At 41.1% G+C, this 23,890-nt stretch carries 25 protein-coding genes and 1 riboswitch; of the genes, 2 read left to right on the plus strand and 23 right to left on the minus strand.

Annotated features, from left to right (window positions below; genetic code table 11):
• Positions 1-6: 6 nt before the first annotated feature.
• The 20 genes from EP1_RS05845 to EP1_RS05940 all read right to left on the minus strand — a co-directional run bounded on the left by EP1_RS05845 (position 7) and on the right by EP1_RS05940 (position 20,100).
• Complete coding sequence (locus EP1_RS05845; protein ID WP_067624898.1) at positions 7-729, minus strand: YebC/PmpR family DNA-binding transcriptional regulator; 723 nt, start codon at positions 727-729, stop codon at positions 7-9.
• Positions 730-803: 74 nt separating this feature from the next.
• A complete protein-coding gene (locus tag EP1_RS05850) occupies positions 804-1,304 on the minus strand; it encodes a VanZ family protein (RefSeq protein ID WP_067624901.1) in 501 nt (166 codons plus the stop codon).
• Positions 1,305-1,364: 60 nt separating this feature from the next.
• Complete coding sequence (locus EP1_RS05855; protein ID WP_067624905.1) at positions 1,365-2,801, minus strand: C40 family peptidase; 1,437 nt, start codon at positions 2,799-2,801, stop codon at positions 1,365-1,367.
• Between the two features lie 221 nt (positions 2,802-3,022).
• Positions 3,023-3,553 (minus strand): rod shape-determining protein MreD, encoded by a 531-nt coding sequence (gene mreD, locus EP1_RS05860; protein WP_067624909.1) that lies wholly within the window; start codon positions 3,551-3,553, stop codon positions 3,023-3,025.
• Complete coding sequence (gene mreC, locus EP1_RS05865; RefSeq protein WP_067624912.1) at positions 3,550-4,410, minus strand: rod shape-determining protein MreC; 861 nt, start codon at positions 4,408-4,410, stop codon at positions 3,550-3,552. The genes mreD and mreC overlap by 4 nt, the downstream gene beginning before the upstream one ends.
• Positions 4,411-4,563: 153 nt before the next feature.
• Complete coding sequence (locus EP1_RS05870; protein ID WP_067624915.1) at positions 4,564-5,202, minus strand: thiamine diphosphokinase; 639 nt, start codon at positions 5,200-5,202, stop codon at positions 4,564-4,566.
• Positions 5,202-5,852, minus strand: coding sequence for a ribulose-phosphate 3-epimerase (gene rpe / locus EP1_RS05875; RefSeq protein ID WP_067624918.1), 651 nt, complete (start codon positions 5,850-5,852; stop codon positions 5,202-5,204). Before rpe ends, EP1_RS05870 begins: the two co-directional genes overlap by 1 nt.
• 258 nt (positions 5,853-6,110) lie before the next feature.
• The gene (gene rsgA, locus EP1_RS05880) at positions 6,111-6,992 is read right to left on the minus strand and encodes a ribosome small subunit-dependent GTPase A (RefSeq protein WP_067624921.1); all 882 of its coding nucleotides are present in this window, start codon (positions 6,990-6,992) and stop codon (positions 6,111-6,113) included.
• A gap of 163 nt (positions 6,993-7,155) precedes the next feature.
• Entirely contained in the window at positions 7,156-9,318 is a 2,163-nt protein-coding gene (pknB, locus tag EP1_RS05885) for a Stk1 family PASTA domain-containing Ser/Thr kinase (protein ID WP_067624923.1), read from the minus strand.
• The gene (locus EP1_RS05890; RefSeq protein WP_067624925.1) at positions 9,311-10,057 is read right to left on the minus strand and encodes a Stp1/IreP family PP2C-type Ser/Thr phosphatase; all 747 of its coding nucleotides are present in this window, start codon (positions 10,055-10,057) and stop codon (positions 9,311-9,313) included. Before EP1_RS05890 ends, pknB begins: the two co-directional genes overlap by 8 nt.
• A gap of 21 nt (positions 10,058-10,078) precedes the next feature.
• Complete coding sequence (gene rsmB / locus EP1_RS05895; RefSeq protein WP_067624928.1) at positions 10,079-11,431, minus strand: 16S rRNA (cytosine(967)-C(5))-methyltransferase RsmB; 1,353 nt, start codon at positions 11,429-11,431, stop codon at positions 10,079-10,081.
• Positions 11,432-12,373 (minus strand): methionyl-tRNA formyltransferase, encoded by a 942-nt coding sequence (fmt, locus tag EP1_RS05900; protein ID WP_067624930.1) that lies wholly within the window; start codon positions 12,371-12,373, stop codon positions 11,432-11,434.
• The gene (def, locus tag EP1_RS05905; RefSeq protein WP_067624932.1) at positions 12,366-12,857 is read right to left on the minus strand and encodes a peptide deformylase; all 492 of its coding nucleotides are present in this window, start codon (positions 12,855-12,857) and stop codon (positions 12,366-12,368) included. Before def ends, fmt begins: the two co-directional genes overlap by 8 nt.
• A 38-nt stretch (positions 12,858-12,895) precedes the next feature.
• Positions 12,896-15,298 carry a primosomal protein N' gene (gene priA, locus EP1_RS05910; protein ID WP_067624935.1) on the minus strand — a complete coding sequence of 801 codons (2,403 nt, stop codon included), beginning with the start codon at positions 15,296-15,298 and terminating at the stop codon, positions 12,896-12,898.
• 154 nt (positions 15,299-15,452) lie between these two features.
• Complete coding sequence (rpoZ, locus tag EP1_RS05915; RefSeq protein WP_067624937.1) at positions 15,453-15,755, minus strand: DNA-directed RNA polymerase subunit omega; 303 nt, start codon at positions 15,753-15,755, stop codon at positions 15,453-15,455.
• A gap of 4 nt (positions 15,756-15,759) precedes the next feature.
• Positions 15,760-16,374 carry a guanylate kinase gene (gene gmk, locus EP1_RS05920; protein WP_067624940.1) on the minus strand — a complete coding sequence of 205 codons (615 nt, stop codon included), beginning with the start codon at positions 16,372-16,374 and terminating at the stop codon, positions 15,760-15,762.
• A 110-nt stretch (positions 16,375-16,484) separates the two neighbouring features.
• The gene (locus EP1_RS05925; protein ID WP_067624943.1) at positions 16,485-17,369 is read right to left on the minus strand and encodes a YicC/YloC family endoribonuclease; all 885 of its coding nucleotides are present in this window, start codon (positions 17,367-17,369) and stop codon (positions 16,485-16,487) included.
• Between the two features lie 23 nt (positions 17,370-17,392).
• Positions 17,393-17,608, minus strand: coding sequence for a YdbC family protein (locus EP1_RS05930; RefSeq protein WP_067624946.1), 216 nt, complete (start codon positions 17,606-17,608; stop codon positions 17,393-17,395).
• Positions 17,608-19,221 carry a patatin-like phospholipase family protein gene (locus EP1_RS05935; RefSeq protein ID WP_067624949.1) on the minus strand — a complete coding sequence of 538 codons (1,614 nt, stop codon included), beginning with the start codon at positions 19,219-19,221 and terminating at the stop codon, positions 17,608-17,610. The genes EP1_RS05930 and EP1_RS05935 overlap by 1 nt, the downstream gene beginning before the upstream one ends.
• Before the next feature lie 174 nt (positions 19,222-19,395).
• Positions 19,396-20,100: a class A sortase gene (locus EP1_RS05940; RefSeq protein ID WP_067624952.1), complete on the minus strand. Its 705-nt coding sequence runs from the start codon at positions 20,098-20,100 to the stop codon at positions 19,396-19,398.
• A gap of 265 nt (positions 20,101-20,365) precedes the next feature.
• Between EP1_RS05940 and EP1_RS05945 the strand changes: the two genes are divergently transcribed.
• A complete protein-coding gene (locus tag EP1_RS05945; RefSeq protein WP_067624955.1) occupies positions 20,366-21,136 on the plus strand; it encodes a hypothetical protein in 771 nt (256 codons plus the stop codon).
• A gap of 43 nt (positions 21,137-21,179) precedes the next feature.
• Here the strand turns inward: EP1_RS05945 and thiT are convergent, their stop codons facing one another.
• The 3 genes from thiT to EP1_RS05960 form a co-directional block, all read right to left on the minus strand.
• Positions 21,180-21,764 carry an energy-coupled thiamine transporter ThiT gene (gene thiT / locus EP1_RS05950; RefSeq protein ID WP_067624960.1) on the minus strand — a complete coding sequence of 195 codons (585 nt, stop codon included), beginning with the start codon at positions 21,762-21,764 and terminating at the stop codon, positions 21,180-21,182.
• Between the two features lie 49 nt (positions 21,765-21,813).
• Positions 21,814-21,912: riboswitch (TPP riboswitch) on the minus strand.
• A 68-nt stretch (positions 21,913-21,980) separates the two neighbouring features.
• Positions 21,981-22,343, minus strand: a complete 363-nt coding sequence (locus EP1_RS05955; protein ID WP_067624963.1) for a hypothetical protein — start codon at positions 22,341-22,343, stop codon at positions 21,981-21,983.
• Positions 22,344-22,408: 65 nt separating this feature from the next.
• Positions 22,409-22,867, minus strand: coding sequence for a low molecular weight protein-tyrosine-phosphatase (locus tag EP1_RS05960; protein WP_067624967.1), 459 nt, complete (start codon positions 22,865-22,867; stop codon positions 22,409-22,411).
• Between the two features lie 53 nt (positions 22,868-22,920).
• On the opposite strand from EP1_RS05960, the gene EP1_RS05965 reads away from it, so the two are divergent.
• A complete protein-coding gene (locus tag EP1_RS05965) occupies positions 22,921-23,889 on the plus strand; it encodes a 2-hydroxyacid dehydrogenase family protein (RefSeq protein ID WP_067624971.1) in 969 nt (322 codons plus the stop codon).
• The last annotated feature ends 1 nt before the right edge of the window (position 23,890 follow it).

Consider the following 23,890-nt stretch of genomic DNA (forward strand, 5'->3'; position numbering starts at 1 on the left):
CTACTATTATTCAGCAGAAGTAAAGACCTCGGAAACATCATCGTCGTCTTCTAATTTTTCAACAAGATGAGCCAGTTTTTCCTGTTGTTCTTGATTTAATTGAACTGTTGTTTGAGGAATCATTGTTAACTCCGCTTGCGCTAAAGTAAAACCATCTGCTTCTAATTGATCTCGCACACTGACAAAATCTTCAGCAGCCGTGTAGATTTCGAACACCTCTGGCAAAATTTCCATATCTTCTGCTCCGGCTTCCAAGACATCTTCAAACATCGTATCTTCATCAACAGATAAGTTTTCACGCTCAATCGCAATATAGCCCTTACGATCGAACATATAATTAACTGAGCCCGTTTCGCCTAAATTACCGCCATTTCGAGTAAAGGCTACTCGAACATTGGTCGCTGTTCGATTTCGATTATCCGTTAGTGCATGAACTAAAATGGCCACTCCACCAGGGCCATAACCTTCATAAGTGATTTCATCATAATGTTCACCTTCACCAGCTGAGGTTGCCTTTTTAATTGCACGATCTACATTGTCATTTGGCATATTGGCTGACTTAGCCTTATCAATCATTAAACGCAGTGAAGGATTTGTACTCGGGTCAGGACCCCCAGCTTTAGCAGCCATATAAATTTCTCGTGAAATCTTCTGAAAGATTTTTCCTCTTTTCGCATCTTGAGCATTTTTCCGCCCTTGAATATTATTCCACTTACTATGTCCTGACATGGTACATTCCTCCAATTATTTTTTTATCTCTTTTATTGTCTATCTGAAAAGCATTTTCGTCAAGAATAAGTCCATTAACGCTTTAGAATTTTGCGATAAAAAATAATAACCAAACACGCCGTTAATGCTCCTAACGAGTCTAACATCACATCTTGAAACAACGGTGTCCTTCCCCCCGTTAACATTTGATGGAACTCATCTGTCGCTGCGTAGCCTGTCGCTGCCATCCAAGCAAAGAACAGACTTATGATTACTGACTTCTGTTTCAATTTTGGTAATAATCCTAAGTATAAGCTGCCACCTAAAATGAAATAAGTCATGAAGTGAGCGGCTTTACGGATGAAAAATTCAACAAATTTCACATAGCCTGATGCAGCGATACTCACTTCACTGCCTGCATAATTGAATGAAATTCGACTAAAAAAAGCTTTAAAAGGTTCATTAACTAAAACTCGCTGAATCAAGGAAACTTGACTTTGTTGCTGATAAGTCATCGCTGAACTAATAAATAAAATAATCATCATTAAAACTGCTAGACCTAAATAAAAATTTCCATTTTTCAATTGCTTCTGCATCTTTTCCTCCAATAAAAAAACCGGTACATATTCGTACCGGTCAGGATTAATTAATTTTGATTACATACGAACTGCAAAGCTTGGTGCATAGTAAGCAACAGAGCTTACAGTAACTGTTTCACCAGGTTGTGGTGCATGGATATATTGTCCGCCACCCATAGCAATCGCTACGTGGTATGATCCACCAGGGCTACCCCAGAAGTATAAATCACCGGCTTGTGCTTGAGCAACTGAAATACGTGTTCCTGCTGATTCTTGAGGAACTGTCCAGCCACCGATTTCACGACCAGTCGCTTGACGGAAGACATATGAAGTAAAGCCAGAGCAGTCAAAGCCTGCTGGTGTTTTCCCACCCCATACATAAGGTGTTCCGATATATTTCATAGCTTCAGCAACAACTCCAGAAGTGTTTCCTTGTGCTGGTGGTGTTGGCGTTTCTGGTTTAGCAGGTGTTTCTGGTTGCGCTGGCGTTTCTGGTTGCGCAGGTGCTTCTGGTTGTGCTGGCGTTTCTGGCTGCGCAGGCGTTGATGGTGTTGGTGTCGCTCCACCATTTTGAGAATTATCTTCACTTGATGATTCAGTTGAAGATGATTCAGTTGTGCTTGATTGTGTTTGTTCTTCAGATGATGACGATACTACAGTTGAAGATGATTCAGACGTAGCAGTTTCTACTGTTGAACTTTCAGTTGTTGTTGTGCTGACAGCAGCTTCTGCCTCTGCTTTAGCAGCGGCTTCGGCTTTTTGCTCTGCTTCAGCTTTTTCAGCAGCAGCTTGTGCTTCCGCAGCCTTACGTGCTTCTTCTTGAACACGTTGTTGTTCTTTGATTGCCGCTTCTTGTTTCTCTTTTAAGCTGGCTTTTTCATCTTCAGCAGTTGCTTGTTCGGCTGCTAAAGTGGTCGTTTGAACGTTCAAATCAGCTTGTTTTGTAATTAACTCGCCTTTTTGACTTTCTAAAGCTGCTTGATTAGCAGTAATTTGTTCTTGTTGTTTTTGAGTCTCAGCTTGTTTCTCTTCAACTTCTGCTTTATCCGCTTTTTGTTGTTCAACTAAGTCATTATTGGCTTTAACAATTGTTGACATTGCTTGAACACGGCCTACAGCATCGCTGAATGATTCAGCGTTTAATACTACATCAATAACATTTGATGACGATTGTTTTACTTGTACGTCACGCGCTTGTTCCTTGATTGCTTCTGTACGTTTTTCAATCCGCTTTTCCAATGTTTCAATTTGTTTTTGTAATTCTTGTGACTTTTGTCTTAATGATGCTTGTTCATTTAACAACCCTTGAGCTTTGTCGTTGATTGAAGCAACTTCATTCTCTAATGCACTGATTTGTGATTGTGCATCGGTTTGTTGGTTTTGTAAACTTGAAATTTTTGCATCTTGGTCAGCAATTTTACTATCAAATTCATCGGCAGAAGCTGCGGCTGGAGCTGCTAATGCGCTTAATGTTACTGAACATACCATTAATGCTGATAACAAACTTTTTTTCACTCTTATGTCCTCCGACTACTTAATTGTTTTTTATTTTGAATTTTATTAGACTTTTTTTCTAACACATTGATGAGTTTACCATAGCTGTGTGTCATCTGTATAATAGCTTTGTTACAAAAACATTTCATTTTACTATTTTTGAGTTACAAACCAGTCACACAAAAAAACAGAAGAAAAATTTCTTCTGTTTTTTTTCGTCATTAAACAACTATCGTTTTTATTTATATACCAAGCTCTTTCTCTGTTGGATCGATCAAAATTCGTTCTAGCGGGAAAATTAAAATTACAAATATTAGTATGTTAAAAAGGAGTGTTGGACCTAAATATCGAGGAACAAAAAAGCCCTCATTACCACCTGTTAGACCGAAGATCGTTTGTAACAATAAGCTGACAAATTCAAAGAGGGTCACACTGATTACCGTCGTAAAAAAGAGCGTCAACGTATTTTGCTGAATCAGCTGCTTAAAAAGATAAAAAAGCATCACCAACAGCGGGAAAATCACCGCATAAATACCAATAACTCCGATATAATACAAGTCATATAAAACACCCAAAACTAAAGCGGTCCAAAACAAAAAGCGCTCGTCAATCACTTGAGAAATCACTAATAGCACTAGTAACGCCAAGTGCGAATTGGCAACATAAACGTTGTCTGTCAGCGTTGCAATCACTCGCGTTACATGAGCATCAATCAAAAATAAAAAGAACAATAGGAATGGTGTGATATGTTTTAATGTTGTCCGCCTAATCATTCAGTCGATCCCGCCATTCTCTGGATGATCGTCACGACTGAAATATCATACATTTGAGCATAAGGTTTGATATAAACTTCTCGATTCAGACCATAGCTATCAGGCTTGACCTTAACAACTGTGCCAATCGCCAGATCAGCTGGTGAATTTCCACCAAGTCCAGAAGTTTGGACGACATCACCTTCTTTGATATCTTGATTGCCGGTAATTTCAGTCGCAATCAATTGCTGCGCCTTCACATCATATTTATTTAAAACGCCAAATGAATTTCCCTTATCTGAACTTATTTTTACAGGAAAATGGTTGCTACTTTTATTATCGGAAGTCAACAATTGAATTTTTGAGGAATGAGCATTCACTTCCATTACTCGACCAATCAAGCCTTTTTTAGACATGACCGCCATATTTCCTTCAACTCCATCACTACTGCCTTTATCGACAATCAACATGTCTTGCCAAGTATCCGGTGATCGAGTGATGACGTTTGCTGTAACTTTTTCATAGCTGGTCAATGTTTGATTTAATTCAAGCTCGTCTTTTAAGCGTTCGATTTCTTGCGCTTGATTTTTTGTTTGTTGTTTTACTTCATCGTATTGATCCACTTCATTTTTTAACTTTTGATTTTCTTCATAGGTATTCATCAGATCTGAAACGGATTGTACACCATTACTGAGCCAACGACCAGGTGCTGCTATGACCTTATCGACAACACTAATACTGTCGTTAACAGCTGACTGAATAAAATTCGTCTTACTGTCTCTTGCACGATTTGCTGCAGTAATCGATACAGTCGCTACCACAATAATTGCAACAATTAATATAATAATAAGATTTTTATTTGGATTGAACTTTCTCACTTAGGCACCTCAGAACGCTATAATATAAAATGAATTTTACCACTAAACGCAGGGATTAAAAAGCAGAGAAGGTTGATTTTAAAGAATTTTAGTATCTCAAACAAATAAAAAAGAACAGCTGATTCGTTTCAAAAACGATTTTCAGCTGCTGCTTTAAATATCTCTGCTTTGGATCACAGCGATCAGCCCGGTCAAAAAACTGACCTCGGCCATCCCAGTCAAAAATTCATTGCTGGCCAAACTCGTTGGTTGCAGAAAATCCACACCCGATAATTCATATTTTACATTTTTCAGCACTAGCTTTCTCACCGGGGTCAGGCAACAAAAAGCTAAATACTTCATGCTGGGATTTTGGGCTAGTTGATAACTTCCCGGTGCAAGATAACTAACCACATTCCCTTGATCCACAATTTTGATTTGCGATAAAAATGGTCGGAAGCGTGGCTCAACCCCTAACCATAGATTCGCCAACAAATGATCCAAGCGCCCACCAGTTGCGCCAATTAGCGTGACCTCCGCTGTAGGGAAACGTTCAAAGGCAGTCACTAAAGCCAGTTGTGTATCCGTATCGTCTTTTTCCGCTGGTGAAGTCAAAATTTCCGTAACTTGACTAAAAACTTCAACTTTTTCAGCTTCATTCAATGAATCAAAATCACCTATCGCTAAATCCGGCACAATTCCTTGACGCAAAAGAAACAAGTTGCCACGATCAATTCCGATGATTTTTTCAAACTTATTGGAAAAAGCAGGCCAGTGATTGGGATCACCGCCTGCCACAAGCAAGATTTTCATTAGTCGATGGCAGCTCGTAAAGCCTTAATTTTTTCTTGAGGTTTTTCTGCGCCATAAATGTAAGACCCCGCCACAAATACGTCTGCTCCCGCTTCCGCACATTTTTTCGCTGTCTCTGGTTGAATTCCACCATCGACTTCAATCTCGTAGCGGTAGCCGTGTTCCTTGCGTAAACGATCTAACTCAGCAATTTTTTCAACGGTGCTTTCAATGAATGATTGCCCACCAAAGCCTGGATTTACTGTCATCACTAAGACTTGGTCCACATCGCCTAACACGTACTTAATTGCTTCAACTGGCGTTCCAGGATTTAATACCACGCCAGGTTTCACGCCAGCTGCTTTAATCATTTGAACCACACGATGAATATGCGGTGTCGCTTCGACATGGGCCATGATAATATCTGCCCCCGCTTTAGCAAAGTCATTGATGTAATTTTCCGGGTTAGCAATCATCAAGTGAACATCTAACGGTAGCTTAGTAACCGGGCGCAAGGCACTCACCACTACTTGACCAAAAGAAATATTTGGCACAAAGTTGCCATCCATTACATCAACGTGAATGTAATCAACCCCCGCTTCTTCCACCATTTTCACTTCTTCACCTAGTCGTGCAAAATCTGCACTTAAAATCGATGGGGCAATTTTCATAATCTCTACTCCTTTTTCATTTTAATGTATTTAATTTTTTCTCTAGAAAAAATTAAGTCTGATTTTCAAGCCGTATATCATTCAACTAAAATGTACACCTACTTATATATTAAGCTAGTCGTAAACAAATCCAAATTTTCTCCCCCTACCAAAATAAGAAAAACTGGCAAAGTTGAACTGAGATCCTTTTTCATTTTAATGTATTTAATTTTTCTCTAGAAAAAATTAAGTCTGATTTTCAAGCTGCGACTATTCCGTTTATTTATTTTTTTTATAAACCGGACGGCGTTTTTCAATTTCTTGTAAGAATTGCAAATAATTATCGTAGCGTGTTTGAGCAATTTCACCTATTTCTAGCCGCCGTTTCACTTCACAGCCTGGCTCGTTCACATGATGGCATTCTCGAAAACGGCATTCTGGTGCGGCTGCCAAAAATTCTGGAAATTCTTTTGGTAGTTCATCAGCAGAAATTTCGAGAAATTCTATCGAGCTAAACCCGGGGGTATCGGCTACTAGGCCGCCAAATAATTCTAGCAACTCCACATGACGTGTTGTATGACGTCCACGTCCTAATGCATCAGAAATCTCACCTGTCTCCAAATTCAACTCTGGCGAAACATCATTTAATAGCGTAGATTTTCCCGCACCAGATTGTCCCATAAAGACTGTCAGTTTTTCTGCAAACAAATCTGTCAACCGCTGTTTGTCTTGTTCACCATCAATGACGGGATAACCCAGTGGTTCATAAACCGTCCGGATCTCATTTACTAAAGTTTGGTCAGCAACCAAATCTGTCTTTGATAAATAAATAACGGGATAAATCCCTTTATTTTCTAACGTTACTAAAAAACGATCCAATAGATTGTACGAGAAATTCGGCTCAACCAAGCTAGTCACAACGACTCCTTGGTCCACATTCGCAACGGGGGGACGAACCAAATCATTTTTTCGCGGCAGTAATTCAAGAATATAGCCTTCACTATTTTCTTCACTGCTGAAAACGACCTCATCACCAACTAAAGGCGTTAATTTCTTTTTACGGAAATTTCCGCGAGCACGCGTTTGATGGATCTTTCCACCACTGGAAACATAATAAAACCCACTTAAGGCTTTGCGAATTTGTCCTTCGATTCGTCTCATCTCCTTTTTTAGATACAACTTTTGCTTTAGACTACTCGTTCACTCGTTAAGAAACAACAGAAAAAAACGAATCTTTTTTCCTTCTAATTGTAGCATACTCCATCAGCTATTTCAGTACAAACGACCTAAAAAACCTTTCCTAAAAATATAGGAAAGGTTTTGTTTATGGAACTGTAATTTTTTCGGCACCTTGGACTTCTTTTGTTACAGCATTATCACCGTTACGTTGAACTTCTACTGTTGCACTTCCATTTTCTGAAGTTGTTACAGAAATCGTTTGTTCTGTAGACGGTGTATTCTTATCTAAGTTAAAGTTCAACACTTGCGTTAAAGTCGTTTTTTTCGCATCTTTTAACAGTACTGTAATCGTATCTTGCTGGTCGTCTGGGCCTGTAAATTTAGCAGAAATCGTGACTTCAAACGTATTTTCCTTTTTTTCCGGACCCTTTGAGACATAAACCGTTACTGTGTCACCAGCTTTTAGTGAGGCTGTGCCGCCACTAGGCTCTGTTCGAATAACTTTATTCGCTTCCACCTCGTCTGAGAACTCCTGCTGCTCTGAATACTTCAACCCTAAATTTGCAATAGTCGCAGCGGCAGCCGCTTTATCTTGTCCAGTTAGATCATCTAACTTAACATAAGCCGAACCAGAGCTGACAGTTAAGGTGATTTTATCTTTGGCAGTCAATTCTGAGCCACTCACCGGGTTCTGTCTGATCACTTCTTCTGCCGGGATTGTCTCGCTAGTTTCATTTACCCGATTGATTTGATTTTCAGTAATACCTAATTGCAGCAGGTTCTCCTCAGCTTCCGCGTAAGTCATCTGGGAGTAATCTCCGATTGTTATCGTTTCTGGTCCTGCCGATACTTCAAAGACCATCTCATCTTCTTCGGGGTCAACCTTAGTTCCAGATTCCGGTTCTTGACTCAAGATCTGACCTTCAGGTACAGTTTCATCATTAACTTTTTTTATTCGAATATTTTTTTCTGAAAAACCGATTCTTAACAATTCATCTTCTACATCATCGATTTTTTCACCCGTATAATCTTTCAGAGTAACCTTTTTAGTTCCTGAACTAATGTACAAATGAACCGAACGATTCCGTTTAACCATCGTTCCTGACTCAGGATTCGTCTTTACTATATGGCCTTTTTTGATTGTGTCACTCGCTACTTCATCTGTTTTACTATCTACGGTTAATTTCGCTGCTTCCAACGTCGTTCGCGCCTCAGCTTCAGTCATATCTTCAACTTGCGGAACCGCTATTTCTTCTGAACGAATCATCAGATAGCCGGTCACTCCCCCAACTGTCAACATCAGCAGCAAGAAGATAAAGATAAAACGTTTCTTACCTTTTTTCTTTTTCGGCTTTTCTTCTGACATCAGTGGCGTTTCTTTTTCCTTTGATGCTTTCGCTGCAAGATCTGCCGGTTGGAGTGGCGTCAGTACCTTTGTTTCATCCAGCATCGCTGTCGGACGCCATGGCAACTCATTTGCTCGTGCCGGAGTCAAGGCTGTCGAAAGGTCATTGACCATTTCTTCTGCCGTCTTATAACGATCTGCCGGCTCTTTAGCCGTTGCGTGCATAACCACATTTTCTAATGCCTGGGGAACTTCGGGATCGAAATCTTTGACCGACGGCATCTCGTCTTGAAAATGTTTTAAAGCAATCGTTACAGCCGACTCACCATCAAAAGGTATCTTACCCGTGATCATCTCATACAAAATAATCCCTAATGCGTAAATATCAGACTGTTTCGTCGCCATGCTACCACGCGCTTGTTCCGGTGATAAATAGTGGACTGAGCCTAACATAGAATTTGTTTGAGTCAGAGACGTTTCAGACAAGGCAATCGCAATTCCAAAATCGGCGATTTTAACAACGCCAGCCTGATCCATCAAAATATTTTGCGGCTTCAAGTCACGATGAATGATCCCGTGAGCATGTGCCAAACTTACTGCAGATAAAATTTGTTCCATGATATCTACAATTTTGCCGTAAGGAATCGGTGAACGCGTCTGGATGTAACGTTTCAGATCCATCCCCTTTACGTATTCCATAACCAAATACTGCATACCGCTTTCCTCATCCACATCATAAACACCTACGATATTAGGATGGACTAGCTCAGTCGCTGCTAGAGCTTCTCGTTGGAATCGGCGAATGGCTGTTTGATCATTTTGAAAGTCGAAGCGTAATATTTTGATGGCAACATCACGATCTAAAATTAAATCGTGGGCCAAAAAAACGTTAGCCATACCGCCACTACCGATATTGGCAATGACTTTATAACGTCCATTGACCAGTTTGCCTATTTCAATCATGAATAGCCTCCCCTCCAAAACGAATCAATAAAACTGTGATATTATCCGCACCACCAGCATCGTTGGCAGCGTTAATCAATCGTTTCGCCTTCGTTTCTTGTGTGTTCTCACTTTCCACAATCGCTAAAATATCTTCCTCACTGACCATATTAGTTAACCCATCTGAACAGAGCAGCAAATACTCTGCTTGATGTCCTTGATGTACGGAAATATCAATTTTTACTTGGCCAGCACTTCCTACCGAACGGGTCAGGACATTTTTTTGCGGATGAATCGCCGCCATTTCTTTCGTGATCTCGCCGGATTTCAATAGCTCGTTTACTAACGAATGATCGTCTGTCAATTGTTGCAGTTCGTGATGGTAAATTAAATACGCCCGACTATCACCAACATGAGCCAATACAAAGTTTTCTTCTAACAAAGCTGCCCCAACGATCGTCGTTCCCATCCCTTGCATTTCAGGGTGGGCGATCCCTTCTTGATAAACGGCTTCGTTCACTTTTTGAATTTCAGCTAAAAGCCATTGCTCAGCTTCTTCAGGCTCTGTAATCGACGAGGTCGACCAAGCCGCACCTAAACCATCCACAGCCATTTTACTAGCTACATCGCCAGCCAAATGTCCTCCCATACCATCGGCTAGTATCGCTAAATACATGCCTGCTTGATTAGTAAAAACATTGGCATAGTCTTGGTTCATGTTACGTCGCTTGCCGATATCTGATTGAAATTGAATCTCCATCTTTTTGTCCACCTCGTTTGTCTATTTTTTTTGCATTGCACAAATAAAGAAGCCGTCCGTCATAAACATTTCTGGGTACAAAATCAGCATTTGTTCTCGGATCGCTGGCTGTAATTTTTCTTCTAAGGCTAAATCAATTTTTTCAAAATCCGGTTGAGTTGCTAAGAACTCTGCCACAACTTGCTGATTTTCTGCTCTAGCAATCGTACATGTACTGTATACCATAATCCCACCTGATTTCAATGCGGGGGCACAACTTTTTAAGATTTCCAGTTGAATTTTAGGTAATTGAACAAAATCTTGCGGTTGTTTTTGATACTTAATATCGGGTTTCCGCCGCATTAAACCCAGACCGGAACATGGTGCATCCACCAAAATCCGATCGAAACTTTCGGCATCAAAAGTTTCAGCAACCTTCCGTGCATCCATTTCCTTCGTGACTACCGTATCAGCTACTCGTAAACGTTTCGCGTTCTCCCGGACTAGTTTCAACTTATGCTCATGGATATCTAGTGCAGTTACGGAACCTTCATTATTCAACAATGCAGCGATATGAGTAGTTTTTCCACCCGGCGCGGCACAAGCATCCAAAACTTTTTGACCTGGTTCAATCTGTAAAGCTTGGGCTACTAACATCGAACTTTCGTCTTGGATCGTCAACCAACCATTTTGAAACAATTCACTGCCGGCTAAAAAACCTTTGTCTGCGACGATTCCATATGGCGACAGTTCACTGATACGAGCGTCGATTCCATCTTCTGCCAACGCTTCAATCGCTTCTTCTCTTGAAAGAAAACGCAGGTCAATTCGAGCGCTGACACGACTAGGTTCCAACAAAGATAACCCCAGTTTTCGCGTCTCAGCTTCGCCCAATTCGGCCACAAATTTTTCTGTCAGAAATTTTGGTAAACTAATCTCAGTCGCCAGACGTTCCAGGGGATCTTTAATTAAATCTAGCGATGGCACACCTTCTCGCTGAATCGAACGTAAGACACCATTGACAAATTTTCCTGTACCAGGATTACCTTTGGCTTTGGCAATTTCCACCGCTTCATTGATGATCGCATGATCCGGTACCCGATCTAGATAAAGCATTTGAAAAAGCGATAATTGTAATAAACGTTTGACCCATGGATCAACTTTCTTAGCTTTTTTAATAAAAGGTTCGATTTGATAAGTTAGCAAAAGCTGCCGACTGATTGTTCCGTAAACGAGCTCTGTCAATAATGCTGTATCTTTGCCGTCCACTTGGTTTTTTTGAATCAATTCATTCAATAATAAATTTGAATACGCACCACCATGATTGATCCGTTCAATCGCTTCTAGCGCGGTAAAACGGACGGAATGGCGTAATTTTTTAGGAATCTTGGCCATCTAAACCACCTGTTGCCCTTCCGCGACTGCTTGACCGCTACCGTTTAGAAAAGCCTGAATCGTTTGCTTGGCTTTGCCTGCCGGTTGCAACTCAATAATCGCCAATACGGTGCCTTCACCACAAGCGATATGTAAAGCTTTTTTCGTGCGTGTAACGATCGTCCCAGGCGCAGCTGTCGTTGTTTCTGCTAAAGGGGTTGTACGGAAAATTTTCCAGCGTGCGCCTTCATAGGTCGTAAACGCCACCGGCCAAGGATGCATGCCACGAACTTGGTTATCGACTTCTTCCGCCGTTTTTTGCCAATCAATCGCTTCTTGTTCCCGCGAGATATTTGGTGAGAAAGTCGCTTCGGCTTCATTTTGCGGCGTTGGTTTCAATTCACCAGAAATAATTTGCGGTAATGTTTTTAACAACAATTCTTGACCAACTTGACTGAGCTTTTCAAACATCGTACCCACATCGTCTTGCTTAGTAATAGCGATTTTCTGTTGACTAAAGATCCCGCCTGCATCCATTTTTTTGATCATTTCCATAATGGTTACACCGGTCTCAGTTTCCCCTTCCATAATTGCATAGTGAACGGGTGCCCCGCCGCGATATTTGGGTAATAATGACGCATGGACATTGATTGCGCCTACTCGCGGAACTTGTAATAACTTTTCTGGCAAGAATTGACCAAAAGCGGCAGTAATCAATAAATCCGGTGCCAATTCGGCAATCTTTTCCATTTCTGGCGAACCGCTGATTTTTTCCGGCTGCAACACTAATAACCCGTGTTTTAACGCGGCTTCTTTTACTGGCGTTGGGGTAATAACTTTTTTCCGACCAACAGGGCGGTCTGGTTGCGTTACTACTGCAGCGACCTCATAGCCCGCTGCAATCAAACTTTCTAGAATCGGCACTGAAAAAGCTGGTGTACCCATAAATACAATTTTAGTCATCGGCATGTTCCTCCATATAACGTTCTAAATCTTCCGGCTTAATTATTTCAATTACTTGATCGATAAATAATTTGCCATCTAAATGATCGATCTCATGTTGAAAAGCTCGAGCTAAGTAACCGTAAGCGGTGACTTCCATCTCAGAACCTTCACGATCGTAATAACGAACGGTGACTTCATCTGACCGTTCCACCGTCCCATAAGTCTCAGGAATCGAAAGACAGCCTTCAACGTCGATGCTAGTCCCTTTACGGTCAATGATTTCCGGATTGATAAAGTCAAAGCGGTCCCCTTCTTCAGCTTCGACGACAGCGATTCGCAGATTTTTACCAATTTGCGGTGCTGCTAATCCGATCCCATCATGGGCTACCATTGTTTCGTACATATCGTCTAACAACGCCACGATCTCGTCTGTAATATAAGTGATGGCTTCTGCTGGTTTATTTAAGCGTTCATCGGGATGAATAATAATAGGATAGCGCATAGGTTCCCCTCTTTCTCGTTTCAATTTTCAAAATATTCTTAGATAAAGTACATCGGTTCGTTGTCGATGGCGATCAGCAGTCCTTGTCGCTGATCTTTTTGACTAACTTGTAAAATATCTTCTAAGGTCGCTTGAAGTTTGGGTTCGTGCTTATATTTGATGATCAATTGATAATAGTAACGATTCTTGATTCGTAAAATTGCTCCAGGTGTCGGTCCTAGTAAAATACTTTGCGGAGTTAATTGCTGGCGAATTTGTTCGGCTAGTTGAAACGCTTTTTGGGCCGCCCGCATTTCTTCTTGATGGGAGACTGTCACTTTGACCGTGTAATAATACGGCGGATAATCCGTCTGATGACGAATCCGCATCTCTTGCTGGTAAAAACTTTCGTAATCGTGATGTTGCGCCAACTGGATCGTATAATGTTCTGGATTAAAAGTTTGAATGATCACTTCACCGGCCTTATCACCGCGGCCAGCCCGTCCGCTGACTTGTGTCAACAGTTGAAACGTTCGTTCACTTGAACGAAAATCAGGTAAATTCAAAGCGGTATCCGCATTTAAAACCCCGACAAGCGTTACATTAGGGAAATCCAAGCCTTTCGCGATCATCTGCGTCCCTAATAAAATATCCGCTTCACGCTCACCAAAAGCCGTCAATATCTTTTCATGAGCCCCTTTGCGCCGAGTCGTATCGACATCCATCCGTAAAATTCGCGCCTCAGGAATCAATTGTTCCAATTCTTCTTGTACCTTTTCTGTTCCGGTGCCAAAATAGCGGATCTTATCTTTGCCACAGTTAGGGCAGCGATGAGGAATCCCTTCTTCATGGCCGCAATAGTGACAGCGCATGGTCTTAGTATCCATATGTAAAGTCAAAGAGATATCACAGTTAGGACAAGGTAGAACAAATCCGCAATCCCGACACATCACAAAGGATGAGTAGCCACGGCGATTCAGTAGAAGAACACTTTGCTCACCCTTCGTTAGGCGATCCCGTAATTTCTCTTCAAGTTTTTCTGAAAAACTTGAATTCAAGCGCTGCTTCATTTCTTCTCGCATATCGATAATATCGACGGTCGGCAATTTGGCCTGAGCATTTGCCCGTTTGGTTAATCTAAGTAGTTGATACACACCTTTTTGCCCACGCGCTCGCGATTCTAAAGACGGCGTTGCACTTCCGAGAACAACCGGGCAACGGTGATATTTCCCCCGCCAAATAGCTAGGTCCCGCGCATGATAACGGGGAGATTCTTCTTGTTTGTAACTGGTCTCATGTTCTTCATCAATAATAATCACGCCGATATTTTCCAACGGCGCAAAGACTGCCGAGCGGGCACCTACGACTATGTGGGCTTCTCCGCGTTCTAATTTGCGCCACTCATCGTACTTTTCTCCTTGTGACAAGCCACTGTGTAGTACGGCCACTTCACTACCGAAACGAGCTTTAAAACGCGTTGCCATCTGAGGGGTTAAAGAAATTTCTGGTACTAGCATCATAGCGGTTTGACCTTGATCTAAGACATCTTGAATCACTTGTAGATAGACTTCGGTCTTTCCACTCCCCGTGACACCTTCTAGCAAGAAAACTTGGTGCTCTTGCGCAGCGCTTTTTTGACTGATTGCCTCATAAGCCGCCTGCTGTTCATCATTCAATAATAAAGCTGAAGTTTGTTGGATGTTCCGTTCGGCATAGGGGTCACGATATTTTTCAACCGCAACATATGTCAACCAACCTTTTTTTTCCGCCTGATTCAAATTTGCTAAGGTAAAATCTTCTGCTTTCATTTGCTTAACAGAGATCAGTTTTTCATCCGGCAGCTCAGCTAAATAAGTTAGCAACTGCTCTTGCTTATAGGAATTTTTCCGCAAATCAGCTTTTAAGCCAGCTACCCGCTCCGGTGCAAAGGTTCGTTTGATATAGCGTTCGGTCTTTACTTTATTTTTCGTATGAACTTCATACCGCAGTTCAACAATGCCTTGCTCTCGCAAACTAGCCAACTCTTTCAGCCAGTTTTGTGTCTCGGCTTCCTCCCAAGCAAGGGAAGCAGCTTCGTTAAAATATTTCGCCTGAACGGCGGGATCATCGGCAATTTGATAAAAACTTTTTTGGTAATCTGCCTTCATCACGCTAGGTAGCATCGTCTGTAGACAAGTTACTTTAAAAGCAAAGGTAGTTGCTTTCATATAATCCGCTAATGCTAACAGCTCCTGATTTAAAACCGGCGCCAAATCTAAAACTCGGATAATTGGTTTCAAGTTAGTTGGTAAAGGGTTGGGGGCTTCAGCAAAACCGATCACAAATCCTTGTACATGCCGTGGCCCAAAGCTCACCTCGACGCGCATACCAACTTCTACCGCTAATTGAGGCGGAATTAAATAGCTAAAAGGCTGATCTGTTTGCATCGCCGGCACATCTACAATTACTTGTGCTAATTTCATTTTTCCGCCTCCATTCTTAAATATTGTACTCGATTTTAACGAGAAACACCTAAATTAATGAAACTATGTAAGGAAATCTTTGACACAAAAAAGAAGGGACTGCGCCAAAAGTATTGGTACAATCCCATTTACACTTAATCAGCGAGAAATCCGCTTAGTTTTGTTCGTTACGAATCCGTGCTTCTAAATCACGTTGGTCACGTTCACGTTGCAAGTGACGTTCTTCTTCTTCCATTTTCAAACGTTCACGTTTGATTTCAGGGTGTGGATCATTGATGACCGTGCCAGCATCGATTTCTTCTAATGCTTGACCAACACTTTTCACGGACTCAAATGAATCTAACGTAGGTTGTGCACCAGCATCTAATTCATGGGCGCGTTTGCTAGATAAGATAACTAACGAATATTTAGAATTCACATGGTCTAACAGCGTATCAATTGAAGGTTTTAACATCATAATCTTATATCTCCTTTAGCATTTTTATATATTTACCAATCACTCGGTCCACTCGGAAGTGTTCACTGACGATAATATCCTTAATTCGATCAACCGCTTTAGGGACTTCGTCATTGACGACAGCGTAATCATAAAGAGCCATCATTTCGATTTCTTGACGGGCAACCCGCATCCGTTCGTCGATCACTTCAGGACTGTCGGTCCCTCTGCCAACGATTCGTGCCTTTAACTCAGCCAAATCTGGGGGGGTTAAGAAAATAAAGACCCCATCGGGCACTTTATCTTTCACTTGTTGCGCGCCTTGCACCTCAATCTCTAAAAAGACATCCTTGCCTTCATCCAGTGTTTTATTCACATAAGTCAGCGGTGTGCCATAATAATTGCCCACATACTCCGCGTATTCCAACATTTCACCTGCTTCGATCATCGCTTCAAATTCTTCTTTGCTGCGAAAATAATAATCGACGCCGTCAACTTCCCCTGCTCGCATTGGGCGAGTGGTCATAGAGACAGAGTATTGAAACTCATTATCGTCTCTTTCAAAAATAGCTTTTCTGACCGTTCCTTTTCCAACTCCGGAAGGTCCCGACAATACAATCAACAGTCCTCGTTCAGACATACTAACGCCCTTTCATGCTCTTTTTAGCTAACGCCTATTGTGCACTTTTTTTTCAAATTTTTCAAGGGGCATCCGTAAGCTGAGCCGATTTCTTATAAAATATCCCCAAACTATTCAACATTTTGAATTTGTTCACGAATTTTTTCCAAAATTGTTTTTAATTGGACCACAATGTCCTTGATCTTGATTGGACTTGATTTCGAACCAATTGTATTCACTTCGCGGTTCATTTCTTGTAATAAGAAATCCAACTCCCGGCCAACTGGATCTGGCGCCTGGAGCAACTGCGCTAATTTTTCTAAGTGGATACTCAAACGGTCCAGCTCTTCATGGATATCCCCGCGTTCTAACAAAATCGCTAATTCGGTCAATAAACGGTCTTGATCCACTGTATCCCCTAAATATTCTTCTAGTTTTGCTTGATAGCGCCGCTGAAAATCAGCTTCATATTCTGTCACAAAACTTGCCAATTCTGTTACTAACAGCTGAACTTTTTCACGATAATCACTTAAAACTTTTTGAATCCCTGTACCTTCGTGTTCGCGACTAACTACTAATTGACTAAACGCTTCGGTGACTGTCAATTGAACTAATTCGGCCAAAGTGTCATCCGTGGTTGGCTGATCAATCAACGTCACAAAATCGGACTGCTCCATTGCTTTGACTAAAACTTGTTCAACTGGAAAATCCACGATGCCAAAATGTTCTTTTCCGCCCGCTTGTAATTCTTTAACTAGTTGCTGTAACAATTCCCAATCAATTGCAACCTGTTTACTACCACTTTTCACCGGTGTTAAATTAATAAAAACATCGACTCTGCCGCGTTGAATTTTTTCCTTGGCGATTTTACGAATCAGCGCTTCAAAGGGATTTAATTCTTTCGGCATTCGAATCTGCAAATCTAAGAAACGATTGTTAACACTTTTCAATTCAATCGCCAATTCATAGGCTTCATTTGTGCATGATGCTTGGCCATAGCCTGTCATACTCTTCATCGGATTAGTCCCTTTCTGTTTGACTACATCTTAGTTAAGATTTCTTTTAAAGCTGCAAATTCTTCATTGCTCAAAGTGACTCCTTTTCCCATTTTTTCATGATCAGGTGCCCAGTCGCGCAAATCAAATTTAGGCGGACGACCATTCCAGCTGACTAAATTCAATTCTTTACGCCAGCCTTTCGGATTTTCGGATAAAACCGCTATTTCTTCTACAATCTCATAGTTGAATTCTGCCATTACCATTCCTCCTGTATATATTTTAAAAAAAGTGCCAGTAGGGTCGGAATCGGCCAGCGTTGATAAAAAGGCGCCAGCGATCCTGCTCGCTGATACAGCTGTATCACTCGATAATAATCCGAGAAAACATTATGATTCTCAATAAAATCTTCAATTTGTTCTTGGACCGAGTAATTCCCATTTAATTTAACCGGCAACTCAAATTGCCGCAAAATCGTCTTCCTAAACTCTGAAGGCGTATAGACTTTCACTGGCGCGACATTGACCCAATAAGCAAAAAATTCTAAGAAAGCTAAGCTCAACATTTCAACTGGAATATTTTGCTGGAAAAATTTTCGCAGATCAAAATAAAGCGTCGTCAAATCAACCGCTATTTCCTCGTCAAGAGCTTGTAGAAAATCCCGGGTCAGTGTTTCAAAATCGGCCTGTTGACTGAAAAAATAGCGATAACCTTGCAATTCACCAAATGCCCGCTTTGTTTCTAAATAACCTAAATCAATATTTTCAGCCGAACGATCACTTTGAAATAGCAATAAATCGCCCAAACTCCACGGACTAGCCAACTTCAATTCAACGACTCCTGCAGGCAATTGGTATTTTTTATCTATCCCCGGTCCATGAACATCCACTACTATCAACTCTGTGATGGGACTTTCTAACGCGATATCCACCGGAAGGTTGTTGCGATAGCCGCCATCCACATAAAGGTCATCCTTGATTTTGACCCTTGCCATCATAGGGAAAAAAGCCGCTGAAGCCAACAGCCAATCAATCATTTCCCTCTTCGAACACTCATTCAGTAAAATAACCACTTCTTGAAAAGCAGGAACTTTCGTTGTAACCACCTTTAAAGGGCAGCTTGCTCGAATTTTTTGCCAGTCCAGTCGTTCCTTCAATAACCTCCGTAATGGTTCTGAAGAAACACCGTGTTGCCGCAAAGAGGTACGAATAAAAGTCCGTAATTGTGCTATTTGTGCTGAAAAATCCAACGTTTCGACTTCCTTAAAGGTGATATCTAAAACTTTGTCCGTCTCGATCTCTTCCCACAGTGTAACAGCTTGATTGTAATCACCTTGGGCAATCAACGCTCCATTCAATCCGCCGACTGAAGTTCCGGTAATTACATCAAATTGGACTCCTTTTTCCAACAAGGCCTTCCAAACACCAATCTGATAGGCACCTCGAGCACCGCCCCCGCCTAAAACCAAACCGGTCTGGTAAATCAATTCTTTGCGCCAAGCCCCTTCCCATAAATGATACCCTTGGGAAAGTAGCCACTGCTCCACCATTAAATTAGCCTCAAGCTGTATGATCAAATAGCGTTTGAATTTTTGCCGTGCAGCCTTTTCCAATAATAAAAAAGCCTCCAACCAGCCCAATTTCCCTGAAGCTAGCAAATTATCAACCTGCCAAGTATCCCCTTGTTCCTTCTTAGCCACCAACAACCAAGCTGTTTGCTCTTGAATCAAATAGCCTGTTCCCCGTTTCACTGCCGCTAAAAAGGCTGAACGTGCCTGACTGTGCGAATGATAAAAAGGAAATAGCAATTGAGCCTGTTGAAACTTTTCCCAATTTACTAATAAATCTGATCGATAGACTCTGCTCAGCTCCATCGCTTCCTCCTCAGTCTTTCCGAAAAATACAGTTGCAGTGTTTCTTTCAGTATAGCAGAAATCTTTTCGCAACAAAAAGCTGCAACCCATTTACGAAACTATTGAAACACCATTTGTTCGGAAAACGGAGGTGTGACAAGATTTTGTCACACCTCCGTTAGTTTCAGGCTCACTCTAATAAGTCCGCTGCTCCATTTCAAAAGCTTTCAACATTGTGTCAGTCGCATTTTTAACTGGGGTCAAACCGACTAGATCTCCTTGAACAATAATCCGAGTCACCCCTTCGATCTCACCACAAGTAATCAAAGTAATTTGTTGTTTGTTCGGCTGCACATCTAAATACTTTACTTCCGTTGGCTGTACGCGAACTTTCAACGCTGTCTTATATGTATAGATATTTTGTAAATCGGTCAAGTAGATTAATGCACCTGTTTCAATACCTTCTAACGGTGTAAACAATAGACCTGGACGATCTGCTCGATGACTGGCCAAAGCGTAATTTCCTTCCCCCATCTTCTGATCAGGCGATAGTGTCCCAGCACCATACAAGAGTGCTTCATTCGACAATCCTTTAAAAATCGGCAAATTGATGGCTACTGAAGGAATCGCAATCCCACCTACAACCGGTAAAGGCTTATTGTCTAATTGCGCCTGCAAGACTGCTTCGGTACTAGCTGGTTGGACCGCGTCAAAATCAAATGAAGCCTCTTGCTGCAGATTTTTATCGATCTCTGCCCGCTCCATTTTAGCTACTGCATAACGATCACCATTATACTGCATCAAAAAATACTTGATCTGATTGTTAAAAATCAGTGCTAAACCCATTAGCAACAGTAAAAAAAGAAAAATATTTATCAGCCAGTTTCTTTTTTTCTTCATCTCAAGCCTCCCACGTTCCTCTAATAATCATATCATACTCTACTAAATCGCATGATACTACTTTCAGTAAATAGAAAAAATTAAAAAAAAGAAATAAATAAATTAGGTTAGCGTTATTTATTAAAATGATTCCAATTGTTAAGAATCCCATTGAAATTGCAGTTTTTAAGCCATTTGTAATCTAATTTTAAAATAAAAGATACGAGCTTTTTTTTTATCATTGAGTTAAAATGAGGAGGACAACTATTAGAAAGGGTGAAATTTTGTGCCAGATACGTTATTTACTTATATTGATTCTACAAGTAATGCTGTACTCTCAAAAGGTTTTTCACCCAACGATTTTGTTGAAGGGATTGTCCACCAACCAAAACATTTGTTATTGCTAGATCCCGTAGCAGAAGCCGGTGAATATGAACCACACACGGGTTTAAAAATCGTTAATAGTACTGAACAAGTCCAACAATTTTTTAATACGAAAGCCTTCAGCCATTCCAAAGGCACTAAATGGATTGATTTTAATGATTTAGCGATGTTGAAAGAGCTAACTCCATTAGAAATTTCCGAATTACTTTATTTTGGTCATATGCGAACACATCTACATTCGCCCTTTTTTTATAAATTACAAAACAATTTCGTTTATTTCAACTTAGGAAATGAAACGATGCGAATTTATTATCGCTACTTAGATGAATTCTATCGGATTCTTGCTAGTAAGTTGACTCGAATTGTTTTGGAAAAAGTTAATGACCGCCGTTCTTTTTTCCGAAAAGGCTCGCCAGTGGCTCCGTTAAGTGGAGAACTATTGAAGGAATTATATCCAATCTTGCAAGAAGGCGCAATCTTTTGCCTCAGCTTGTCCGAATTAAAAAATAAAAGCTACCGTATTCCAATCTTCTTATCCGATGAAAAAGGTTGGCGCCGTAGTTCCAAAAATTATAAAAACGATCAGCAAATTGCGGAAATTACTTACGACACCGTTAAACAACACTGGTCACTGGAAATCGAAAACGATGATCCCGTCTTCTCATTCAGATAAAAAAAGCATTTGCCCGAATGGACAAATGCTTTTTTTCTGCTTGTTAATGATTTTGCTTTTGAATCAAGTGACCATCTTTAGGCAAAAACAGCTGTGGTGCTTTTTCTGCAACTAAAACTGCTACAACCGCTGTTACAATCGCTGTTGCTAAACCGCTGAGACCATTCATGACAAAGGAAAAAATCCAAGGGTTCATTCCCCACAAGGCATAGCTCCCCCAGAAGACCACCCCGGCAACAAAGTGCCAAAAAAATCTTGCCCCGGTCCCTACAAAGGAACTTAAAATAATATTTTTTCTGACACTCACGACATCTTGATCGATTAACGCTTGCTGAACTTTCTTAGCATACAAACCAGCAAATCCAGCGAAGGTAAAGGCAATCGGGTATTCTATTAACACTTGAATAACACTTAAAAAATAAACATCACCCGCCGGAAAATGTAAAATCCCCCAAATAAACGCTGAAAGTAATGCTGGTTTTACCCCGCGACGCAAGGCGAAGAGCGTCAATGGAACCATTCCGAGTGAAATAGTAAAACTGCTGCCAATCGTAGTTGGAATCAACGACAACATAAAAGCCAAAGCCGCCACGATTGTCCCTTCAATCATAATTCTTGTTTTATTCATAAAAAAACTCCTCCTTTTGAACATACAGTCCACAAAGGAGAAGTAATAGTCATTACTTCATCACAATTCCTACGCTCGAATAACCGAAACAGGTACTAGGGTTTAGAGTCATCTCAATCTCAGCCCGAGGGCTCCCCTTTGCGACAGTATTATTCTATTTTTATTACCTTCAAAGTATAACAGACGTTTGCTCTTCTGTAAAGGTAAAATATACTTTTATCGTGAAATGCTTTCTTGATCACCGCTTGGTGATAAAGTGGTAACTTTCTTGATCCGATCAATCGTCAACATGACCAATTGGTTATCTTGAGTACGAATTACAATCGAGTCATTAGTTACGGCTTTCGGCAACCAACCCGAGACCGTCTGAAATTTTTCTTCATTTTTTTCATCTTGAACTTGTATGACCACTAAACTATTTTGCAGAGCGGCCATCTTTAGTTTGAGAAAAATGTTCTCGTTTGCTCGCTCTTGGGCACGTTTTTCAGCAGAATCATTCAAAAAATCCGAAATGAAACGATAGGACGAATTTGAAAACAGCTTGATTAAATTCATTTTAGGCTTCTCGTTTTTAGTCATTCAGCTTTCCTCCAGTCAAGAGCGTAGTTTGATTTTACTTAAATTTATCAGAAAAGACAAGAAATCTAGTCATTTTCAAAAAAAGTTAACCATTCGTTTAAACCTTTTTGAATTAACTCGTAGGTTTCTTCAAAATCCCCTGTATACCACGGATCTGGAATACTTTCTCCAGCATGCCCCGGCACCCGATCTAAATACAGATAGACTTTATCGGCTGTCCCATTTGGAGCCATTGAAACTAAATCCTCCACGTTTTCTTGATCCATCCCGATGATATAATCCGCCTCGTAAAAATCTTCCGCAGTTATTTGACGCGCCCGCAGCCCCTTTGTTGCAATACCGTGTTGCGCCAAAATCTGTTGTGTCCCATGATGCGGTGGGTTACCGACTTCCCAGCGACTAGTCGCCGCAGAATCAACTTGAAAATCACTAGCCGATCTCTTTTCCAAAGCATCTCGAAAAAGCGCTTCAGCCAAGGGAGAACGACAAATATTCCCCAGACAAACAAATAGAATCTTTTTCATGCTCTGCCTCCTGTGCTATAGTCAATTTAGTAAAATGGAAATGAGGGATCTCCGTGAGTAAGATTTATCTTTCTGCCAAACTACCTGAGTTTGGTACAAAATTGTTAAAAGAAGCCTCCGTGGATTACACCGTCTACACCGGCGAAGGCTTAATTTCAAAAGAAGAATTGATCGAAAATATGGCAGCCTGTGAAGTATTGATCTGTCCACTATCGACCCAAATTGATCGCGAAGTCATCGATGCTGCGCCAGCACTCAAACTGATTGCCAATTTCGGGGCTGGTTTTAATAATATTGATACTGCTTATGCCAAAGAACAAAAAATCTATGTAACCAACACGCCGCTCGTTTCCACCAACGCTACAGCAGAACTAACCGCAGGCCTAATCTTAGCTTTGTCACGTCGGATTGTGGAAGGAGACCGCTTGATGCACAACGAAGGGTTTGCTGGCTGGGCACCACTCTTTTTCTTAGGGCATGAATTAAAAGATAAAACCCTAGGGATTATCGGCATGGGTCAAATTGGGCAAGCGCTAGCCAAAATGATGAACGCTTTTGGTATGAAGATCATCTACAATCAACGCCATCAATTAGCACCTGAGCTGGAAGAAGCCTTGCAAGCCACTTACTATTCGCAAGCAGAAGTCATTCAAAAGGCGGATATTTTAACCTTGCATGCTCCTTTAACCAAAGACACCCGTCACTTGTTAACCAGTGCAACTTTTAGCAAAATGAAAAATAGTGCGTTACTGATCAACGCCGCTCGTGGTCCGTTGATTGACGAAGCTGCTTTGCTAGAGGCTCTAACCAATCAACAAATTGCCGGTGCCGCTTTGGACGTCTATGAATTCGAACCAGAAGTCACGGCGGGCTTAAAGGATCTTGCCAACGTTATCCTAACACCCCACATTGGCAACGCCAGTGTGGAAGCACGTGACCAAATGGCGGAAATCGTCGCAAAAAATGCGATCGCTTTATTGCACAATGAACCACTCAACTATATCGTTAATGGACTGGACTGAG

The sequence above is a fragment of the Enterococcus pseudoavium NBRC 100491 genome (assembly GCF_001544295.1).
GTDB classification, from domain to species: Bacteria; Bacillota; Bacilli; order Lactobacillales; family Enterococcaceae; genus Enterococcus_A; species Enterococcus_A pseudoavium.

Bases quoted from the DNA above. Each gene is read 5' to 3' on its own strand.
- EP1_RS05845 (WP_067624898.1), bottom strand. From the start codon at position 729: ATGTCAGGACATAGTAAGTGGAATAATATTCAAGGGCGGAAAAATGCT.
- EP1_RS05850 (WP_067624901.1), bottom strand. From the start codon at position 1,304: ATGCAGAAGCAATTGAAAAATGGAAATTTTTATTTAGGTCTAGCAGTT.
- mreD (WP_067624909.1), bottom strand. From the start codon at position 3,553: ATGATTAGGCGGACAACATTAAAACATATCACACCATTCCTATTGTTC.
- EP1_RS05870 (WP_067624915.1), bottom strand. From the start codon at position 5,202: ATGAAAATCTTGCTTGTGGCAGGCGGTGATCCCAATCACTGGCCTGCT.
- rpe (WP_067624918.1), bottom strand. From the start codon at position 5,852: ATGAAAATTGCCCCATCGATTTTAAGTGCAGATTTTGCACGACTAGGT.
- rsgA (WP_067624921.1), bottom strand. From the start codon at position 6,992: ATGAGACGAATCGAAGGACAAATTCGCAAAGCCTTAAGTGGGTTTTAT.
- pknB (WP_067624923.1), bottom strand. From the start codon at position 9,318: ATGATTGAAATAGGCAAACTGGTCAATGGACGTTATAAAGTCATTGCC.
- EP1_RS05890 (WP_067624925.1), bottom strand. From the start codon at position 10,057: ATGGAGATTCAATTTCAATCAGATATCGGCAAGCGACGTAACATGAAC.
- rsmB (WP_067624928.1), bottom strand. From the start codon at position 11,431: ATGGCCAAGATTCCTAAAAAATTACGCCATTCCGTCCGTTTTACCGCG.
- fmt (WP_067624930.1), bottom strand. From the start codon at position 12,373: ATGACTAAAATTGTATTTATGGGTACACCAGCTTTTTCAGTGCCGATT.
- def (WP_067624932.1), bottom strand. From the start codon at position 12,857: ATGCGCTATCCTATTATTATTCATCCCGATGAACGCTTAAATAAACCA.
- priA (WP_067624935.1), bottom strand. From the start codon at position 15,298: ATGAAATTAGCACAAGTAATTGTAGATGTGCCGGCGATGCAAACAGAT.
- rpoZ (WP_067624937.1), bottom strand. From the start codon at position 15,755: ATGATGTTAAAACCTTCAATTGATACGCTGTTAGACCATGTGAATTCT.
- gmk (WP_067624940.1), bottom strand. From the start codon at position 16,374: ATGTCTGAACGAGGACTGTTGATTGTATTGTCGGGACCTTCCGGAGTT.
- EP1_RS05925 (WP_067624943.1), bottom strand. From the start codon at position 17,369: ATGAAGAGTATGACAGGCTATGGCCAAGCATCATGCACAAATGAAGCC.
- EP1_RS05930 (WP_067624946.1), bottom strand. From the start codon at position 17,608: ATGGCAGAATTCAACTATGAGATTGTAGAAGAAATAGCGGTTTTATCC.
- EP1_RS05935 (WP_067624949.1), bottom strand. From the start codon at position 19,221: ATGGAGCTGAGCAGAGTCTATCGATCAGATTTATTAGTAAATTGGGAA.
- EP1_RS05940 (WP_067624952.1), bottom strand. From the start codon at position 20,100: ATGAAGAAAAAAAGAAACTGGCTGATAAATATTTTTCTTTTTTTACTG.
- thiT (WP_067624960.1), bottom strand. From the start codon at position 21,764: ATGAATAAAACAAGAATTATGATTGAAGGGACAATCGTGGCGGCTTTG.
- EP1_RS05955 (WP_067624963.1), bottom strand. From the start codon at position 22,343: ATGACTAAAAACGAGAAGCCTAAAATGAATTTAATCAAGCTGTTTTCA.
- EP1_RS05960 (WP_067624967.1), bottom strand. From the start codon at position 22,867: ATGAAAAAGATTCTATTTGTTTGTCTGGGGAATATTTGTCGTTCTCCC.